15 protein-coding genes are annotated in these 19276 nt (G+C 45.2%); 3 read left to right on the forward strand and 12 right to left on the reverse strand.

Annotation, left to right across the window (positions count from 1 at the left end; translation table 11 throughout):
- Window position 1: 1 nt before the first annotated feature.
- The 3 genes from ACRN9H_RS15520 to ACRN9H_RS15530 are packed head-to-tail and all read right to left on the reverse strand — an operon-like array spanning window position 2 to window position 2932.
- The gene (locus ACRN9H_RS15520) at window positions 2-1153 is read right to left on the reverse strand and encodes a TraU family protein (RefSeq protein WP_050991310.1); all 1152 of its coding nucleotides are present in this window, start codon (window positions 1151-1153) and stop codon (window positions 2-4) included.
- A complete protein-coding gene (locus ACRN9H_RS15525) occupies window positions 1150-2388 on the reverse strand; it encodes a TrbC family F-type conjugative pilus assembly protein (protein WP_239642740.1) in 1239 nt (412 codons plus the stop codon). Before ACRN9H_RS15525 ends, ACRN9H_RS15520 begins: the two co-directional genes overlap by 4 nt.
- A gap of 37 nt (window positions 2389-2425) precedes the next feature.
- Window positions 2426-2932 carry a S26 family signal peptidase gene (locus ACRN9H_RS15530; protein WP_037426844.1) on the reverse strand — a complete coding sequence of 169 codons (507 nt, stop codon included), beginning with the start codon at window positions 2930-2932 and terminating at the stop codon, window positions 2426-2428.
- A 74-nt stretch (window positions 2933-3006) separates the two neighbouring features.
- Here ACRN9H_RS15530 and ACRN9H_RS15535 point away from each other — a divergent pair, with 74 nt between their 5' ends.
- Window positions 3007-3432: a hypothetical protein gene (locus tag ACRN9H_RS15535; RefSeq protein WP_083848303.1), complete on the forward strand. Its 426-nt coding sequence runs from the start codon at window positions 3007-3009 to the stop codon at window positions 3430-3432.
- A gap of 140 nt (window positions 3433-3572) precedes the next feature.
- Here the strand turns inward: ACRN9H_RS15535 and ACRN9H_RS15540 are convergent, their stop codons facing one another.
- The 6 genes from ACRN9H_RS15540 to ACRN9H_RS15565 form a co-directional block, all read right to left on the reverse strand.
- Window positions 3573-4025, reverse strand: a complete 453-nt coding sequence (locus ACRN9H_RS15540) for an RES family NAD+ phosphorylase (protein WP_037426858.1) — start codon at window positions 4023-4025, stop codon at window positions 3573-3575.
- Complete coding sequence (gene parS / locus ACRN9H_RS15545) at window positions 4022-4483, reverse strand: type II RES/Xre toxin-antitoxin system antitoxin (protein ID WP_050991311.1); 462 nt, start codon at window positions 4481-4483, stop codon at window positions 4022-4024. The genes ACRN9H_RS15540 and parS overlap by 4 nt, the downstream gene beginning before the upstream one ends.
- Before the next feature lie 133 nt (window positions 4484-4616).
- On the reverse strand, window positions 4617-8861 hold the full coding sequence (locus ACRN9H_RS15550) for an Ig-like domain-containing protein (protein WP_263201692.1): 4245 nt from the start codon (window positions 8859-8861) through the stop codon (window positions 4617-4619).
- Window positions 8862-9046: 185 nt separating this feature from the next.
- On the reverse strand, window positions 9047-9952 hold the full coding sequence (locus tag ACRN9H_RS15555; RefSeq protein WP_259563910.1) for a thioredoxin fold domain-containing protein: 906 nt from the start codon (window positions 9950-9952) through the stop codon (window positions 9047-9049).
- Window positions 9953-10007: 55 nt separating this feature from the next.
- The gene (locus ACRN9H_RS15560) at window positions 10008-12002 is read right to left on the reverse strand and encodes a helicase-related protein (protein WP_259563911.1); all 1995 of its coding nucleotides are present in this window, start codon (window positions 12000-12002) and stop codon (window positions 10008-10010) included.
- Window positions 12003-12070: 68 nt separating this feature from the next.
- Window positions 12071-12562, reverse strand: coding sequence for a hypothetical protein (locus ACRN9H_RS15565; RefSeq protein WP_259216115.1), 492 nt, complete (start codon window positions 12560-12562; stop codon window positions 12071-12073).
- A 145-nt stretch (window positions 12563-12707) separates the two neighbouring features.
- Between ACRN9H_RS15565 and ACRN9H_RS15570 the strand changes: the two genes are divergently transcribed.
- Window positions 12708-13430 carry an HDOD domain-containing protein gene (locus tag ACRN9H_RS15570; RefSeq protein ID WP_259216116.1) on the forward strand — a complete coding sequence of 241 codons (723 nt, stop codon included), beginning with the start codon at window positions 12708-12710 and terminating at the stop codon, window positions 13428-13430.
- Window positions 13431-13460: 30 nt separating this feature from the next.
- Here ACRN9H_RS15570 and ACRN9H_RS15575 read toward each other — a convergent pair whose 3' ends face one another.
- The 3 genes from ACRN9H_RS15575 to ACRN9H_RS15585 are packed head-to-tail and all read right to left on the reverse strand — an operon-like array spanning window position 13461 to window position 17722.
- Window positions 13461-16145 carry a TraC family protein gene (locus ACRN9H_RS15575; RefSeq protein WP_259216117.1) on the reverse strand — a complete coding sequence of 895 codons (2685 nt, stop codon included), beginning with the start codon at window positions 16143-16145 and terminating at the stop codon, window positions 13461-13463.
- 12 nt (window positions 16146-16157) lie between these two features.
- Window positions 16158-16895 (reverse strand): TraV family lipoprotein, encoded by a 738-nt coding sequence (locus ACRN9H_RS15580; RefSeq protein WP_259216118.1) that lies wholly within the window; start codon window positions 16893-16895, stop codon window positions 16158-16160.
- On the reverse strand, window positions 16895-17722 hold the full coding sequence (locus tag ACRN9H_RS15585) for a hypothetical protein (RefSeq protein ID WP_259216120.1): 828 nt from the start codon (window positions 17720-17722) through the stop codon (window positions 16895-16897). The genes ACRN9H_RS15580 and ACRN9H_RS15585 overlap by 1 nt, the downstream gene beginning before the upstream one ends.
- A 278-nt stretch (window positions 17723-18000) precedes the next feature.
- On the opposite strand from ACRN9H_RS15585, the gene ACRN9H_RS15590 reads away from it, so the two are divergent.
- Complete coding sequence (locus ACRN9H_RS15590) at window positions 18001-19263, forward strand: PD-(D/E)XK nuclease-like domain-containing protein (RefSeq protein ID WP_259216122.1); 1263 nt, start codon at window positions 18001-18003, stop codon at window positions 19261-19263.
- The last annotated feature ends 13 nt before the right edge of the window (window positions 19264-19276 follow it).

The raw sequence follows: 19276 nt of genomic DNA on the forward strand, positions 1-19276 counted from the left end.
GTTATTGAACCCTCACACAGCAATCGGTGTATCTGAAAATTGAATAAACCGCGTGTTGGTCTTTTCCATTACCAGGAGACTTTCTACCTGAACCCCACCAAATCGTAGGCCAACCGAGAGGGTGACAACATTCATCCCATGAACCATCTAGGGTTGATTTATTTTTATCTTCGCTGTTGTCGTAATTGCCAGTTTCAGGATTTTGTAGATCCTCAATATTAAAAGCCTTCGTGGGTTTCACAGCTGATGCTGCTGCAGGATTAGCTTCAGGAGACGGATACATCATAGAAATTTTGTACTGCGCCTTAGGGATCATTGGACTGTACTCGGCGTTACACATCGCCTCTTTACCGTAAGTTTTTCGCGCTAACCCCCTGCGATGTAGCGCAGCAAGTGAACGAGTCGTGATTAACTGAGTATTGCGGATAAAATCATTGTCGGCCCCAATAAAGCCGGTTAATGGATACAAGGGACCATCTAAACCAGCGCAGAACCACAGTGCCTCGTTAGCACTGCCGCTACTAGCAGTGATCATCCCATCGGCAACACAAATGGCGCGGCCAACTGGATTCGCAATCGGAATTGCGTCAGGAGTGAACAGAAATGATAGCGCCGAGTTTTCGTAGGTGACATCGAGGATTGACATGTACGCAATATCGAGGTCAAAGTAACCAGGGGATGTGTCGCACTCAGGCAACAAGAAAAGACCTAACATCTTGAAAACCGGATTGATGATGTAGTTGTAATGTAAGAACGATACCGTTTCGGCAGATTGAGTTTCTGGGTTGGATGCCCTCCCCCGCATCGTCATGTCATTTTGTAGCAAGGTTCCACCCAGCGTTGGACTGCACCATGGCGTTGCAGAGACTTCAACTAAATGATCAGGTGACCAGTAACCCAGAGATACCCCAAGCTCCGGCACACCCAGAGCATCCGAGCATGAGCATAAACGACTCGAATTAGCCCCTTTAGGCACATTGTCCGAGAATCCGGCGAGGTTAAAAGGTAGCGTACATGACCAGCAAAAAGAGTTAATCAGGTTTGAGAAATAGCCAGCATCGGGGCAAACCGAGTCCGGCTTACTGTTCGCACTCACATTTACGGACATCATGGAAGCCAGAAAAACAGCTACTTTTGCGAACTTCTTCATCATTTGGCACCGCCATTTGGAGCTACTAATAGTGTCGGTAATCCCGCATTACTCAGAGTTCGTTGACCAATCTCAGTGACGCGGATTTCTCCCTTAAACAAATCAACCAATGCGGGTAAATGCTCAAGCTGAAAACGAGACACCATCGTCGGTTGCATCAAGTACAAGCGACGGCCTAGTTTTGTCTGCAACCGGTTAAATTCGGTTAAATCGCTACCGGCCGGCAGCGCAGATAGCAGCACGTAAACTTGCTTGTGCTCAGTCACGGAAAGTACATCATTCATCCACGCCAGCTGACGTTCACTGGTTGGGTCAATCATGAATAAGCGGGTTTCCATTTGGAGTAATGCTGTAGGATCTACAACATCACCGGCCTTGGCAAAATACTGGCCATCCGGCGTTGTTTGGTCTTGGGTAAAGCGAACACGCGGGTCAATTTTGTAACGCACATCCTCGTCTTTAAGGCTCTCTGTCAACTGAACCTCTTTACGGTTAACGAATCGGCTAACGGCCTCGTGCTTTTTCTCTTCCCAATCTACTTTTTTGAGCTTCTGTTGGATAAGTTCGAGCATGTCCATCTCAGTAATGTCGTAAGTGTCTGACAACTTCCCGAGCGAGCCGCTTTGCAACAAGCCTTCGGACTGCTTAACGAAATCTTCTAATGACTGTAGCCCTGTCGCGGTAACCACTTTGCCACCGTTGCGATACACCATTGTTGGCGCTACTTCGACTGCATAGGTATTAAACAAACGAGGGTCTATGATAACTCTTGGAGTCACATCTAAATCTGCTTCATCTATCACTCTATGAATGGCGTTGGAGGCATCACGCAGACTTTCAGATTCATCTTTCAGGCCTCTAAATACGACTGTTGTTTTAACTTGGCTTTGAGATGCTGCTCTCAGCGCTGATTTCAGCGTGTATGCTGGCATACCGAATGAAGCGAAAATGAATACCTCTCCGTTTGCGGCTATCTCTTGCTGCACAACAGGCGTGACAGGTTCTGGCTTTGGCAGCACTTGATGCCTGATCGCATCGGCCTGCTGGGTGAGCATTTGTGCTTGTGAAATGTAAGATTGCTGCCCCCAAGCAGCGGGGAGGCCACCTTGGGGCTGCTGGGTATTGTTCTGCCTCATAGCCTCGATTTGGCTACGGACTTCATCCATCTGTCGTTTTGCATCCAGAATAAACTGCTGGTTATCGTCTGTAGCCATTGCATCGAAATAAATGGCAGACATCGTTACCGCCACAAACAAGCTAACAAGAAACTGTCTATTAGATAATGAGGTAAGCACGACCAATCACCTGCTGAGTTTTGATTGAACCAAAGAAACGACTGTCATAACTGCCAGGTTCTGTGCCTAACACAAAGATCCCGCCATTCTCTACAGTCCGAGTACCAATGAGCTTTTGTACATCGATATTCAGCGCATTCGCCGCATTGTCGATAGGTGCTGGGAACCTGTGTTTTTTGTTGGTCACACTAAACCTCCCTATTTCTACGAGGTCTCCTTCGACACCTGCCACTAACTTTATGATGTTGATCCCTGACGGAAGAATGTCGGTTTGAGGAGACATGAACATCACCAGCTCGCCGCTATTAACGTGTTTTTGTCGTGTGTCTACCACGAATACTGAACCTGGAATGCATTTATCGCTGTTGAGTACCAATATCAGTTTATAGCTATGACTAAACCACGTAGTAGCAGCTGTAATGACGGCAGCAATACAAAATGGAAGTAAATACGTGTGACGCCAGTGAGCCTTGTCGAATTTGATCATCTACACATTTCCATTAGTATACAGTTCATGTATATTACTAGACGGAATGCAGTTCAGCAACAACGAGAGCGGCGATGAAATCTACTGTGAATGACTTAGAGCTAATTTTGAATCAACTAGGAATTGACCCGACAACACTGATCCCAGTGAATATTACAGGTCTTACAATTGAAGAGTTGGACCGCATTTCCGCACACGTAGAATGTGGGAAGAGTTTTGTGAATTGCTGTAGAACTCAGAGCATATTGAATGCTGAACTTATAGTGCAAGGGATCGTGATTGTCGCGATAGGTGATAATTTAATCGCGCTAGATCATCGATGGTTAAAGCGTGGCGACTACTATTTAGACCCCACATTTAGTTTATTCAACAGCACCAGCAGCCCTAATGATACCTATGTTCTTAGCTACTTTATGCAAATTGAAGTTGCAACCGCAAATGCTGCTAATGATTCAATATCCGATATTTCGATCGATTCATTAAGCAAACTAGCTCAATAGTGAACAACCATCTTCCGTTTAGACCCATTTAACCGAGGCCTCAACCACCTCGGTTTTTTTTGGTTTGGGTTAGATTTTACTTGTCATAAATAAAATGAGAACCCGCTTAACCGAGTTGTCTATGCTAGCTAATCAACAACTTAAATTAGTCTTGGATCGATTTGATATTTTAAATCAACGGCATTCTTAACCGACTCAATTACAACTGGATTGGAAGGGTTGACCAACACATTGTGCTCCAAGGGCACAATAAACGAGGGCACCATCAGTCCAGCCGCCGATTCAGACTCTATAAACGAATCTCCAAGCCCTCTGGACATTATGTCGTTGTATCGCCACCCCTCGGCCAATTCGCTTTGTGGCAACATCATCAATTCACTTTCGGGCAATTCCAGTTCAAGCGTGACGAAGTTATCGAATCTTCGGGGTGAATTGAGATGCACTAAGACTTCTAGGATTGCTAGAGATAGTGTAGGAGAGGTATACACCATCGGTACTCCCAATGAGTTCCAGCGCCCCCCATACATTGCAGCCCCTTGTCCATTCCATGCAGAATCCACGTACTGCTTTGATACAATGCGATAGAGCTTCACATGTAAACTCCGTGCATTAATCTATTAATTAGACGAATGACATCTAATGTGCCCGACTCAGAGCCCATTAACTCAATTGGTCTTTTACCGTTCAATCCAATTGCGGGTTCATTGAGCCATTGAATAGCATCAGCCTTGTTTCCACCAAGCATCAAAGTTGCTGCTTCATACATTCGTATCATCCTTGCAAACGCTTCGCTTTCACTAGGTTTCAGTCGATGTTCTTTATCCTTTACCCGACGGGCGAAGGTTGCCCGGCTTAAACCGGCATACTGAACAAGGTTCGTAACGGGCATGGAAACGGCTTCGGCAAAGCGATTCACAACATCAATACTAAACCCATGATTTATTGCGTCACTTAGCACAGGGCCTTCGCCAGCAGGCAACCCCACTTTAGCCCAGATAGATTGATGTGCTTTAGGTTTTAATCTGAACTCACGTAATTGTTGAACAGCCATATCAATGACTCCTGCATTCCAAAATTATGATTAATTATCGCACTATACGTCTCATTTGACAAATTTTAATGTCTCACATGAAATTAGCATTTATAAAAAATCCCGCACTTGCGGGATTCTTTATTTGAACGGTTTAATATGTGTAATGTTTCTCAATAGAATTTGAGTAAGCGCCAGAGTCATCCACGCCTCTAGCGATAATCACAGCACTATAACCAGTTGACTTACTTACGTAAATATAAGATCCAATGTAGGGTGATACTTCACCGTTAATGTTCCACTCGTATTTCGCCATCTTACCATCTTCGTCAGTACATATCAGATCGAGTCGGAGAATGTTGGAATAATTGCTTTCCTTCACGTTACATTTGGGTTCTACGTTTTTGGCAACGGGGATTTCCATTTCGTACTCCCGTTGGATGTTGAATACGGATGTCATAACCGCTTTTAGTTTGTGAACACCCGCTTCAACACCACTTACCATCACCCTCAGATTGGTAGGCTCCACCAGCTTGCCATCTAGATACCAACTAACCGTGTTGATTCTGTCTAATGGATGTCCCATTTTGCCTGACAAGTTTGCTATCACGGTTAATGGCTCGCGCATCATAGTGTTGCTATAACGTGGCTCAATGCTCAACTGGGGCTCCGGCGCTTGGTTGGTGCCAATATAGCTTGAAACCACCTTAGCGTTTCCTCTGTTATCGGTGACCGTAGCTTGAACATTCTCGGTTCCCGCTTCCGTCACATTGAAAACCACTTGCTTATCTGACTTACGAACCACTTCAAATGTCTCAGGGATTTTCCATTCTACTGAGAAAGTCACTCCTGAATAGTAAGGAGGGAGATCTGTCGGTGTGTTAATCAACATTGAACCAGAAGTTGGGGCATAACTACTGTTCGTTTTGCTGATGATCTCAAAAGATGGGAAAGTATATCTCCATGCAGCAGGCGTTAACCGTTTCAGGTTTTCAGTCTCAGCCTGATACCCCTCTGCCCATGCTCTGACTTGTAGTGTAACCAGCTTATTAGTGACATCTGCCGCTGTTGGGGTGTAAGTAATAGATGGTGATAGAGTTTTAGTACCGTCCGGCAAAGTCCATTCAGTAATGATTGGAGTACCTGCGGCAGTATCAGCTAAGGTAGTTGTCACATCTAGTGTGTAGGGTACACCTTCTTCCATCGCTTTGATTACTGGCAACGACATTCTCACAGGTTGTAATCGTGCAGCACGTACAATCTTAGTAGCCTTCGAGAATCTAGCATCACCAGCCAGCTCAGTATTCACGTAAGCAGCGCGTGCATAAACGTTGTAGCGAGTATCGTTGTCCATTGTTAATGTAAAACTATCATCACCATTAACCCAGTTCACACCATCTAAAGACCATTGGACCTCCGTTGAAGTCAAGTCGATAGATTCGTCATTATCCAGAAGTTTGTACTCACCAGTTTCCCCACTATGCAATGCACTAACCCCTTCAATCTTCAGATCAGGTTGCTCGTACACCAACACCTCTTGAAAATCAGTGGTTGTTCTAATTCCACTGTATTTGTTCGCAATCTGCGCTCTAAATTGGTAGATCCCTTTTGTTGATAATAGGAGTTGAACAAAGTCTTTGTTAGTGGCAATTTCTTCCCACGTACCGCCACTATCTTTCGACATTTCCCAAGTCACGTCGCCTTTAGCACGACGGTCATTTAGTGTATTAGGTACGTATAGCAGTTGAGCCGCGAATGGCGCTTTACCCGCCATGCGCTTTATCTGGATATCTCCGTCAATAGCCTCACCTTTATAAATCTGGAAAAATGCAGAATTACTCTTAATCGTTTTTTGGTAATCAGCCAGTTTACTGTCCACAGTCACCAGAGCCACTAAGCGAGAACTGCCGATAGAAAAGTCCTTGAATGGGATTTCCGCAGATGCCACACCTTCACTGTTAAGCTTTAATGGCTCTGTTAGGTTTTGATAGCTAGTACCTTCTTTGTTTCGCGACTCCAATGCAATGACCGCAGACCAATCACCCATAGTCTCTTTATCGTAAGTCATTTTTCGAGTTAAGAAGTCCAGAGAGCCAATACTCACTTTAGCAGTGATCGTAGACTGAGTGTTTTGAAGTACCTCGGGGGTTTCTAGCTTCGCTACAATAGTATTAGCTGGCACAGTCAGAACTTTAACCTTCTTAGTGCCTAACGCGGTTTTGTCCCCAGTGTACTGAGCTTTTAGCTCAATATCTCTTGTGGTCCACAAGGCAGATGCCCCCACACTTAAAACTTTACCAATTCGCTTTTTAGACTGAGCTGAGCCTGATTGTGTGTAAGGGTATAACACCTGAGTGCCATCACTGCTAGTGATTGAAAAAGTTAAATCACCGTTAATAAACTCAGCTGACGTGGTGGTAATCACCCCACCATCAACTGTCGTCGTAAAAATGTCAGGTTTAAATTCACGGTATTTAGCAACAGTTACTACTGGCGGCTCCGGCTCAGTCACTTTAAATGCTTGCGAACCCACAAAGCTGAGCGCTTCTGAGTTTTTTCGGTTGATCATCCAAACCTTGTACTTAGCCTCGTTAAGTGAGGATGTACTGGTCGCTTTTTGGAACGTACCCGCGAGCACTTGCTGAGAGTTAGACCATTGAGAGCCTGTGCCATCAGGGAATTGTAGCCATTCAATAAAACAGCGATAATTTAACTGACCACCAGCTTTACGTGCCTGCTCAGCTGACGCATACATGCGACAACCAACCCCCTCGGTGTTTTTGAGTGGCATAGAGACCGCTTGAACACCTCTTCGATAGGTCTGGCTTCTGTCATCTATCTGCCATTTTACTGGCATATATCGAATTGAGACTTCCTGTACTGATGTGTTACCAGCATTATCCTGGACTACCACAGATAGTAATTTATCAGTATTGGGCTCTAATGGAGTATCTGGAGTTTTGAGCATTTTTAAATACTCAATCCCTTCATCAATACCATCTCCAAGAACTGATTGGCCATCCACTGACGCAGCAATCACCTTCCCCCCACCAGACATGGAATCAACAGCCGCAACGAGAATATCATCAAAGAAATAAATAGGGTCGGCAGCGTTAACAATGCCGCCGTTAGTGTTGTAAATCCTGATAGTTGGAGGATTTCTATCGATGTTACTGGACTCACCTACGACACCTTCCCAGGTGTTGCTGTAAGCGTCCGTCAACGTCGCGTATGGGATGTAAACGCCATCTGGAAGCGAAGACAGGTTAAACTCGAATGCCCATACATCGGAATGCTGCTCAACGAGCTTAGGGCTCAGCTTAAGTTCTCCCGTAGGTAAGGTAATAACATCGGTAGAGAGAATGTCATTTCCTGCCAGGTTATAGCTTGGTTGTTTGATTGAATACTGTGGATCTGGTTTTAACGTAATAGTCGCCTGTGGATGCCACCACGTACCGGATTTACCCGCGTGAGGGGTAGCTACTGTTAATAGCGCTTTTTCGTTCTCGATAGTTAGTGTCGTGCCGTCTGTAAATGTTTTAGTGATTGGCACCTCGTTACCCGAGGCCACCGCTTGCATCATATAATCGTCGAGTGTCGCGGTCCTGAAGTCCCACGCGAGATTGTATTGCGACTGATATTGGCCATTGATGGTTTTGAAATAACCATTATCCGAATCCACGCTCATGCTGTAGTTGGTTGAGCCCGTCGAACTGCTTGTGTCGGTGACAATAGTCGTGCCAGCTGTGGACATGGTACATGATGTGCTGCCAATCGGGATGGTACACGCCCCGAGACTCGGCGCATTAACTACTTGGGTATATGGCCTTGAATCGGTCTTAACTTGGACGGTTTTGAGGATGTTTCCCTTGCTGTTGCTGGTTACGTCCGAGCCTAACTGGATACCAGTGGTTAAGTCACTTACGATTTCAACGATGTTTGGGGAAATAGCTTGCGCCGCTTCCACAGTCATCGAGCCTGTTTCAACCAGCACTTTTTCACTGCCACTGCCAGAATAAATACTTACGGTATACCCGATGATGTTATTGCCAGAGTTATTAAAGTAACCCTGAATACCATCGCTGTAAGTGCTTAACCCTGATGGCAAGCTCCACTCCAGTAAACAGAGCATGTTACCTTGGGACTGCGTAAAGGCTTTTGCCGCCGCTACATCCGTCGTTAAGCTACAACCCGCACCGGTTCCTTGAGTTGGTTTGATTTGCACCTGCTGGACGTTAGCCACCACTCCTGAAGGTGGGGTCAAGACGATTTCGGGCATTTTTGCAGACAGTTCACCAGTGATGGTTACACCGGATACAGCTAAAGCGTTAAATGACCACGCCGATTGCGCTAGTATAAGTAGCGCTATGGCGGATTTACTGAAAATTAAGTCGCTCATTCTGAATCCAACATTTTTTTATGATTACATAGGTTATCAGAATTATATAAATGGATATATTTATTTACCCATTTTTTAAGCAATTAACGGGAATTTTGCGATGAATAAATGCACATTAAATTAATCAAATGAGTTTATGATACCAAGGAGATCCCATATTGGGATCTCCTTATGGAGATGGGAAATTAATTGACTGATGCGGAGAGTTGTAGCGAGTTTATGGCTTGGGAGATTGCGGCAAAGTTATTCACAACTTTGACCATTTCACCACCATTGCGATAAAACAGCGTTGGCGTACCTTGGATGCCCAGTGTACCCATGAGCTCAGAGTTTTGGATGATGGCCATCTTAGTTTCTGGGGTTGGTGTTGCAGTGGCATAAGCAGCTTTAGTTTGCTTCGCCTCTTCGTGCTTCCACACCGCCTCCTTACCGCCATCAATCATGGCTTGGATTGCTGGGACAGAGTTGGCGCTGATCCACGCTAACGGCACCAAGCGCACATCCAACTGTTTGCTTTCAATCTCGGGTTTCAAACGTGCGAGTAAGCTACTGCAAGCACTACAGAAGGGTTCAAAGAATACATAAATCGCTTTCTCAGCTGACGCTTGTTCATAGCCCAGTTGAATGTATTTCGCCGCAGTGAGACTTTGCCAATCCTGCTCAGTGTAAGTTTGCTGAGCAACAGGTGCGCGTTGTGCTCGACCTGCTTGTTGTGGCTGATTCCTATCGGCTTCGGAGATGCCCAGCGTCGTCGCCCACTGCTCCGTTAAGTTGACGCCATTCGCATCCACCAGACCACCAGCAATAACAAAGTCGCCCGTGCTCCAATAAATTTGTTTTTGACCACTCAGATCCACCAGCCAACCCGTGATATTTTGCGAACCGTCGGTGACACTCCATTTCTGGATCACTTTGTTATTGGCGTTACTGCTTAACAAAGTTGCTAGGGCCGGAGGGCCATCTTTGGCGACACCCGTTGGTAGTGATGTTTTATAGCTGTTGAACTGGCTCACTACCCAAACGAGAAGGGCAAGAGCCAAGATAACAATAAATGCGATGAACGATTTTTTACTTAACGATTGTAGTTTCATACCTTACCCATAAACCATAAAGCTCTTGAGTTAATAAAATTGTGTTGATTCTGACCTAACTTGAGGTATCAATCAACTCAATTGCATCGTTTAAATCATCAAGATTGATTTTGTAACCGAACAAATATCGCTGATTAACTCCCGTTTGCGAGCGACCTGATTTGGTTAAATCGCCAAATCCTCTCAGTTTCATGTCCTCAATCGCTAGCGTCACGCCATGTGAAATTTGAGAAATTAATTCAAGCCTATCCTTTGATTTTGGGCTTATTTCAAGGGGTAACAGTAAATCAAAGTACCCTACCCCTCCGTGCCTTGCTAAGCGCCCTCTAAGCTGATGGAGTTGGACGAGACCTAGCCTGTCTGGATTCATCACAATGCAGTGGGTTAACCCTTTAATCGTCAGCCCAGTTTCAACTAATGTCGTCGCTACCAGCACGTTTGCATCACCCGTATTGAGCGCATCGATTGCCGCAGCATTTTCTTCGTTTGTTAGCCCTCCATGCGCCAGAACTACCCCGCTACCATCCGGCAGGACGTGACGATTACTATGGATGAATCGGCACCATTTCTCGTATGCCTCTGTCGCATTCTGAATATCCGCAAATGCCTCACACTTGCTTTCATCTTTAAGGGCGCAAACGATCAATAACTTTTGGCCGCTTTGAAGCGTTTTTAACGCTCTTATTGCCAAGTCTCGACCTGCGTAATGCTCTAACAAACGACTCTCAATACGCTTATCTACGAAGCAATGCTTTAGCTCGTATACCTTCAGCACTCCATGTTTCAGCAAAGCCGCTGTTCGCGGTACTGGGGTTGCTGTCGATTCCAGTAAATGCGCCCCGTCAGCGCAAAAAAGCTCACGCTGTTCTACTGAAAACTTGTGCTGCTCATCCACGACGGCCAGATCAAATGTGAATGGCCACTGTTTGTGTATAATCGCCGTTGTACCAATCAACATTCGACATTGGGAAATCTCTTCAATGATCTCCCCTTCAATGACTAACGTCGGGCTGATGTCAGGGTAATACTCAGAGAACTCTCGATGTAACTGACGCGCTAAATTCGAAGTAGGCAGCATAATGGCCACTCGCCCACCAGCATCCACAACTGAGGCGGCACAGGTGCCAATCACACAGCTTTTTCCGGTGCCAACGTCACCAATTAACATCATGTGTTGAGATACTGCCGTGGTCATTTGCGCGACCATACTTAATGCCGCGGATTTTTGTTCCTCGGTCATTTGGAATGGTAACGATTTAATGCGGTTATCTATCGCCTCTGACTCAAACTGCAACGGGACACGCTTTACTCCCCACTGTGACGCCAATTTCTTTGCCTCTGCACCAATGAGGACTGCTGCTAACTTACTAACTTGCCGAATCCGTGCGTAACCTCGTTGAACACAATCGGGGAAATGGATCTCCTGTAACATCTGCTCGATGTTGTCACTCGGGGCTGCACCCAGAAATTGCTTTAGTCGTTTGTTACTTACAGCGGTAGCTGAAAGCAGCTCTCTAATCTTGTCAGCACACTCCTTGATAACATCACGTTCTGACAGTAAGCGGCTGAGGAAATCGATTACCTTGGGTTCCGCTTTGCTCCTTCCCTTGGCCAGTTCATAGCACACATGCAACCGCCCTAAATCATCGGGGGCAATAAACTCCTGATTTTTTAAAATCAGTTGTTGGTTTTGATATTCCGGTAAGCCATAGACATAGATAGGGTGATGCTGATTAGCCATCGCGAGCCCGTTGCTCAACGATTTTAGGTTTTCAGCTGTGTCGTAAACGAAGGTTTTCAGTCGGAACCCCTGTTGGTCTGTCAGCTCAACAATGATGAAGGGACTGCGTTTTTTAGTGCGTCCTAACTTGATGTCAGATACGGAGTGAATATGACCGCCGAAAAGCGTCATCCCAGAGAAGCCTTGATAGGGATTCAAGTCATATTGAACAAGGCGTAAATCTTTGTATTGCAGAGGCATTACAAGTCCAACTTGCCATAACTCAGTTATGCCAAACTTGGATAATTGCTCTAAAGACGTGTCTGTCATGCCCCAATCCGATTCGTGTTCTATGTCTCCATTAGATCACGCTTCTTGATTGAGGCAAATTTTGAGAATTAGCTGTTGGGACTAGCACACTGCACGAATTCTTGGAATCCCCTTTTCGTCGGCTGCGCTTCTCTTTCGTCACAGCGTCCTAGGAACTCGATTGGCTTATTAATAACCCCCATACACGAGGCCAACGTCCAGTAGCTCCCAAACGATGCGCTATGACCCGATTGATAGTTGTTATATGCCGTGTGAATTAATCGACGAGTAATTTCAACAGGGATCTGATTGCTACCCTCGGTGTACTCTTTAGCAATATAATAATCAATAATCACCCCTTCTGGATTGACTTCGCTTTCAGCGTACTTAGGTGCCTCTAAACTGCCTGGGATCCATTTAGCCCCAGTCTCATAACCATGTGCGTAATAGCGAAACTGGGCCATAGCAACAGCACAGCTTTCAGCCTCATTAGGCGCGGGTGATGCGAATGCTGGCGCCGTGAACGAATAAAAAACAGCCAACATCAAACCTAACACCATACAATTTATATTTCTCAACATGCGACCCCCATAGTTAAAGTAGTTTATACTAATTAATTTTTTTGTACGGCATAGATACTGATGTACGATTACACTCAACAGGTGTTTCATGATACTCTTCAGTCTAAGCGTCTAAGCGTCTAAGCGGTTAATTAATGGATGATTTATGGCTAACTACACCATATCGGCTAAATCAATAACTGACGCAACCCAAAGCGCTCAGTTTGATTTACTTATCAAAAATGTCCCCGTACCGGAGATCAGGGAAATTTTGAAGCACGACGATCCCATTAATGAACTTTACCGACTTGTTGGTAATGATGCTGCTCTCGCTGCGTTGTTCCTTCGTGTAGCCAATTCAGCTGCATTACCCGTCATTAAAAACTTTGATGATTTAAAACGTGCAATCACCAAACTAGGAACGCTCAGAAGTGTCAATCTGATCATTACCTACATGCTAAGACAACTGTTGCCTAGCTCCGCTTATGACGTCAGTACTCAACTCATAAACTATTCAATCGACACCGCCATCGCACTCGACTACATTCAGCGCAAACCCAGTTCGTATATCACAGGCATTGCGTTATTCGGTGGAGCTATGCTGGTAGCTGGTTACGCTGATCACATGGGTATTAATGTCACAATTGGTGAATGCACAGCACTCAACCAAGAACTACTTCCTGTGTTCATTCGACACTGGTCATTCCCCGAAGAAACACTGCAAGCAATAGAGCTGTATCTTGCCAATGAACATTCGAGTATCACATTAGCGATTTCCGCTGTTGCCCATAAACATCTGTTATCCCCCTTCCCTGGGGTAGATTCGAGCCTCCCTGAGAGACAGCTTGAAGAAGTTGTTTCCAGTATCAACGCTAATCAATTCTTTTAAGTAAGAACGCGAGGCCTGCGAGCAGCAGGCCTAAGATTCATTTTTGGCGTCGAATCGACGTCGCCATGTCCCGACTAGATCTTTTCCTTCCCTTTCAGCAATCATCTGGCAAGCGGTAAACATATCGACCCCCTTGTCTTTCATCATGATTTCAATCTGTTTTTTCTCGTCTGGAGCGGTAGAGTAAGTCAGTGCTTTAGCCCTTGGCAGATATAGCCTGCCTACAGATTTTGTGCCGCCACTGCATAACAGAACTTCACTGAAAAACGGCCTAACCGTCTTGATATTCCTCAGTAAAAGGTAATCCTGCTCAATGAACTTACCCTCTTTATTGAGTCGGGCCAGTTCCTCACCGTTTTGCATGAGGTAGAATAAGTGAGCCGAGTTACTGGCCATCGCGATACCCGCAGGCGACTCGTTGGCATCCTTCATCGATTGCGAAATACACACACCCAGGCTGTTGTACTTACGGAAACGACGCCAACCAGATTCGAGGAATTTTGCCAGAGTTTGAAGAACCTGACGGGTCTGCTCATCTACACCCTTGTTTTCCTTTAAGAACTCCCACGCTTCATCGAGAATAAAGGCTTTCACAATATGCAGTTGATCATGCCTAAACATTTCCTGCTGAATACGTTGAATACACAGCATGATACACACCGCTTTGAGCTGGTCTGAACCGTTAAGTCCGTCTAGCTCTAACACCACTAAATCCTTCTCAAACTGAATGGGCGGCTTGCTAGGGTTGAACATCCAACTGTTTTGGCCACCGCGTAAGTAACACCAAGGAGTCAATTGGTCGCTGATTTGTTGAACTTCTTCTCGGGGATGTTTAGCACAAGCATCAGCGAAATCGTCAATACTGGTTTCCCTACCCTTCTCGTTCCACAGTTGCATGAGCAATACTGACATTGCAGAGTATTGATAGCTGTTACAGTCTCCAAGTGGGAAAGCCATCAACTTCAGGATGTTCAACAGCATTTCACCTTGAGCGCCTAAATAGTTGTTAGCGTCACTATCTACAACGCCTTCATCAGTATCTTTTTGAGATTCGTCGATACTCTTAAAAGGACATAGGTTAAACGCAAAGCGGTTGTCCGGAATAACCTCTACGAACTGTCCTGCGTACAACTCTGTTGTTTTAACGTATGAGCGACCTGAGTCGATGATGAATACGCGGCCACCATCAGGATCACCGTGGATATTACCAAGTGCATCTGGATAACGGTTTTCTCCGGTTGAAAGTAGACCTTCAATCAAATAGTTAGCAGAGACCGACTTCCCAGCGCCAGAGGTTGCGGTTATAAAGATGTTGTAATTGGAGTCTGACTTTAATGGGTCAAAGGTGATTAACTGACCATCACGGGCAATGTATGTCAGCACAGGGTGTCGCACTGCGTTTCCTGGCCACGATGCCACCATAGGAACGAAGAACTTGACCAAGTTACTAGGGAGAAAGTCAAAGCGTTCAATGAAACTACTGACTTCACTTGAGGTACACATTGGCAGACCATTTAGCCAAGTGAAACGGCCAATCAAGCTATCCACGCCAGCTGACCAACTAAAGCCTTCCATGCGCGTGATTAGTTTTTTAGTGCAGTTCTTAACTGACTTTAAAGTCGGTCCCCACATTTGAAAGTTTAAATGAAAGCGGCAATGCTGAGCCTTTTCTCGCTCTAGATAATGCTCGTAGTATTCAAAATCTTGCAGGCCGTATTTCAAAGACGAAATCCAACGAGCCCACGGACCTTCACCTATCTGTTTGGCCATTAGGCGGCGCTTGGAGTAATCCTTAGCGACTTTCTTAGGGCTCATTTCAACAACAAGGTTGATCATGAAATTGCCGGGAATAGCGCCATCATCCCCTTTCAACCAATCGCCAGTCATTAAATGTAACGTGCCTTGGTAAATGGAATCTGGGAACTCTTTAATGCTCACACTTTGAATAAATCGTGTAGAACCATCTTCCGCTTTAATCGCCATATAATCAGAACCATCGACTTTGACCTCAGTGCCAGGTTCAAGCAACTGCGCACGGATGGGCTGAGTAGAACGGTAACAGCCTTGTCTACCATCTACTTTAATTCCACGGCGCCAAACTGCATTCGGGGATGGGTTGTGGATCATCTGCAATCGGTTAATTAGGATCTCAGGTTGCATTTTGGTCGCTACACCAAAGATTTGTTGTAATGACGCTTCATGGTTGTTAGCCATATCTACAAAATCTTCGACTTCCTCTGTAGTCGGCATGGCTTTCTTGATAGGCACCTTGATTGAGGCCCATACCTCGAAGTTGCGAAGCGGTACACCTTCCATATCTCGCGAAGGGATTGAGGTATCAGCAAGCGCTTTATAATAATCAACCATGTATTCGGTCATATTGTCATTATCAATGACCGTATCGAACCGATTACGCTTGCCACGGCAATGTCGGTAATTGTCTAACACTGTTACTAAGTCGTCTGAAGCCACTAGCGAGAATTGCAGCACAGTCCCTTCTGGATAGACTTTTTTGAAAATCGAATCCAGCGTGGAAATCGTATTTGCACCATAACCACCTGACGGTGGACATAGCCACGTTACGCCAAGGTAACCCCCTTCTAAGATGTAACCAAGATGCTCCCCTTCCTCACTCACAAATTCATCTAAGATTGGGATGATTGAGGAATATTTCTCAATGCCTTGACTATTTTTCCAGTTATTTACAGTTGTCATTTCGCACCCGTGTTAATTGCCGTTAGCGCGTAACGCTTCTTGAACTGCTTTTGGCGCTTGGTCCAAAGTGGCCTTTGCCGCTTCTAGATCAGCATTGAAATTATTACGCCCAGGTTTACCTGTCTTAATGCCAACTCCGTTAATTTCGCTTGGGTTACCCCTTCGCTCTTCTTCAATGGATTGCTGACGAATATAAAGCGGAGTGATTTGAGCAGGCATGTTGAATGCTTCACGGCCATAGGTGTATTTACGGGTTTCAATTTCGGTATAGACATAACCGACGTTCTGTAAACGGCCTTTGTCGTCTTGCCATGGAGCAAATGCAACACGAAGCATTTTGGGCGCCTGTCGAACAGCGATAGGCTCTGGTGCGGGTAATGCACGGTTGTTATCAGCCCTAAACATGTAAGCATTACTGACGTCATTCAGGGTAATTGGTTGGCCGTTAGCGTCCAAGCCATAGCCGGATTGATTGGCCATTGCGCCGGAGGTAGCCACTGACTTCTTAGGTACGTTACAGTCAGGGCAATCTTCATCGCTTGCAGCTGCTCGCCGCGCTTTTTCTGCCTCAATGCCGCCTGGTGTATCAGCCAGTTTCAGAATTTCTCTAGTGGTGGTACAGGGTAATCCGCTGTTTTGAGTGTTCACACAAACCGTAGGTTCTTCACCCGTTTCGAACATCGACTGACATCCAAAAAGAGTTGCCAAACTAACTGCGACCATGCCTAATTTTAATGCTCGAGTAATCATTATTTCTCCGTTTGGGAAATGAAATCAGTTAATGAATCGGGTAATCCGACGTTGTGCAGTCCGTGTCCGTTAACGAAATAGGGTAAACGACGGATCTGTAGAAATTGAGTAACCCCAATCGTGGTGGATAGCTTTTTAATGTCGCAGTTTTCGAGGGTTTCTGGGGCTGTGGTGAAATCACTGTTAACTAGCAATCGTAGGGATTCACTTTGGTCTTTGGCGCACCACAGCTCCCTAGCTCTGATCGCAGCCTCTTTACCATTCACTATTGGGGTAAGCAGTAACGCGATTTGCTTACCTTTAATCGAAAGGAGCTTGTTAAATAGGTCAGCGTTTAACTTCGATAAAGGATCTACAAATACAACTAGATCGGGCTCTGTTTTTGCTAAATCACCAATGTAATATGCAGCCATATCCTTCACAGAAACCCCTAAGACCTTATCAATCTTGGCAAGCCATGCCGCCTTTGCGTTGGCTTCAGTTGCTATAGGTGAACGGTTCCAGCCATCGAATACCTCGCCGCCTTTAACGAGAATCCTTCCATCCGTGGAGGCGAGCACTTGAGTACCATCTCGAGAGACCATCATCACCATACCTTTCACGGGAAGCGCTTGAGACCATACGATGTCGTTTAACATCGAGAAAGCATTCTTGATAAGCTCCTTACCCTCTCCTTCCGGCATTTTCTCTGGTTGTGTTTGTGACTGCTTAGCTGATTTGTTAGCCTCTAACAAAGCATCTAAGCCACTGTTGGCCATAGCCAGCGGATGACACAAACCAAGCGATACTGCTAACGCAATTTTGGTTATCCTTTTCTTGATACTCATAGCGCTTACAATCCAAAAAGTGTGTTGTGCATTTCAGCAGTTTTGCATCCACAAGTCAATTTTCAAGTCATTTTTCGTGAATTTCTTGCGCAATAAAATTTGATTGGTATGATGCAGTCATTATTAAAACAACTAGAACTTATAGCTATTAGCTAAAAGCTCACTCCAATAGCCCGCTCTTGCGGGCATTTTTTTGCTCCATTTCTAAAAATTTGCCTCATTTGGAAGCCGTGTAATGATGGTTGCAATTGAAGATTTAGATTTTTGGAGTGAGTATCATGAGTTCATTTGATTTTGATTTAGATGCGTTAAATTCTGCTATGAACGCATTTTTTGATCCTGCCAGCGTGAGCACGGTTACCATCACCAGCCAGCAAACCTCAAGCATCATCCCCGCAAGCCTGACGCATTTAGTCAAGCCTGGTTATGTGGACGGCAAAGCACAATTCTTATCTGACACCGGTGAACTTATCGAAGGTGTTTACTCAGATATTCCAAACGATGTGTATCACTCATTAGATGCCATTAGCTCAAGTCAGGTTAAGTGCTATGCAGATAGCCCAATGAAATACGAACAAGCGTATATCAACGGTAAAGGTAAAAATTTCAGCGCTAAATCCCGCGAGTCCGGTGTTCTAAGCCATGAATTAACACTAGAGGGAGCCGATGTATTTAATGCTCGCAGATTTGCTCTGCTCGACTCAGAGCAATTCCCAGATGATCCAAAATCATTAACCGAGCTTAAAGATGCCTGCACAGCCAACAAACTAACAACCAGCGGCACCATTGCCGAATTAATCAAACGTCTTGAGCAAGCCAACGCTCCGCAAAAACCGTTCGAGTCTCGTCAATTGGAGTGGATAAAAGCGAATATTGGTGACGAGTGTTTTGCGTTATGCGATACCGAACTTCAGTCTACGGTGACCTGTGCTGCAATCATTAAATTACTTCAGGATAATCAACACATCGCGCTTAAGGCGCTTAAGCTGCCAGTGTCAAAGGAGATGTTTGATAGTGTTATCGGACTCAATCAAGCCATTGAACGCAACGCTCACGCGAACAAATTTTTAAATCGTAAAAACGGTATGGCGGAGGTCGCATTCTTTACAAGAGATCCTGAGACCGGATTGATGCTTAAGTGTAAAGTGGATTGGTTAACTGCCGTAAAAAAATTCATTGTTCCTTGCGATTTGAAAACCACGCGCAGTGCTAACCCAGCATTAGCTGCCTACCAGTTCGCAGACTTACGCTACGATTTGCAAGCTGTGTTTTACTTAAAAGTGATTAAGCCACATTTGAAAGAAACCGAGTATGCAGAGCGTCTATTCCCACTCATTACCGTAGAAACGGGAGATTGTGCAATTTGTGAAGTGTTTGAGCTTCACGATGATGATTGGACTATCGCTGAGCAAGATCTGCCAATAATTCTTGAGAATATGAAAAATAGCATTAAGAAAAACGAGTACCGAGGCTACACCGAACAAGGCAAGTCTGTTATCAAATTGGCAAGACGTAAATCTTCTCTGGCTGCAACTCGATAGGGAGGAGAAGGAA

The sequence above is a fragment of the Shewanella sp. MF08487 genome (assembly GCF_050848685.1).
GTDB classification, from domain to species: Bacteria; Pseudomonadota; Gammaproteobacteria; order Enterobacterales; family Shewanellaceae; genus Shewanella; species Shewanella glacialipiscicola.

Bases quoted from the DNA above. Each gene is read 5' to 3' on its own strand.
- ACRN9H_RS15520 (WP_050991310.1), bottom strand. From the start codon at position 1,153: ATGATGAAGAAGTTCGCAAAAGTAGCTGTTTTTCTGGCTTCCATGATG.
- ACRN9H_RS15525 (WP_239642740.1), bottom strand. From the start codon at position 2,388: ATGTCTGCCATTTATTTCGATGCAATGGCTACAGACGATAACCAGCAG.
- ACRN9H_RS15530 (WP_037426844.1), bottom strand. From the start codon at position 2,932: ATGATCAAATTCGACAAGGCTCACTGGCGTCACACGTATTTACTTCCA.
- ACRN9H_RS15535 (WP_083848303.1), top strand. From the start codon at position 3,007: ATGAAATCTACTGTGAATGACTTAGAGCTAATTTTGAATCAACTAGGA.
- parS (WP_050991311.1), bottom strand. From the start codon at position 4,483: ATGGCTGTTCAACAATTACGTGAGTTCAGATTAAAACCTAAAGCACAT.
- ACRN9H_RS15550 (WP_263201692.1), bottom strand. From the start codon at position 8,861: ATGAGCGACTTAATTTTCAGTAAATCCGCCATAGCGCTACTTATACTA.
- ACRN9H_RS15555 (WP_259563910.1), bottom strand. From the start codon at position 9,952: ATGAAACTACAATCGTTAAGTAAAAAATCGTTCATCGCATTTATTGTT.
- ACRN9H_RS15560 (WP_259563911.1), bottom strand. From the start codon at position 12,002: ATGACAGACACGTCTTTAGAGCAATTATCCAAGTTTGGCATAACTGAG.
- ACRN9H_RS15565 (WP_259216115.1), bottom strand. From the start codon at position 12,562: ATGTTGAGAAATATAAATTGTATGGTGTTAGGTTTGATGTTGGCTGTT.
- ACRN9H_RS15570 (WP_259216116.1), top strand. From the start codon at position 12,708: ATGGCTAACTACACCATATCGGCTAAATCAATAACTGACGCAACCCAA.
- ACRN9H_RS15575 (WP_259216117.1), bottom strand. From the start codon at position 16,145: ATGACAACTGTAAATAACTGGAAAAATAGTCAAGGCATTGAGAAATAT.
- ACRN9H_RS15580 (WP_259216118.1), bottom strand. From the start codon at position 16,895: ATGATTACTCGAGCATTAAAATTAGGCATGGTCGCAGTTAGTTTGGCA.
- ACRN9H_RS15585 (WP_259216120.1), bottom strand. From the start codon at position 17,722: ATGAGTATCAAGAAAAGGATAACCAAAATTGCGTTAGCAGTATCGCTT.
- ACRN9H_RS15590 (WP_259216122.1), top strand. From the start codon at position 18,001: ATGAGTTCATTTGATTTTGATTTAGATGCGTTAAATTCTGCTATGAAC.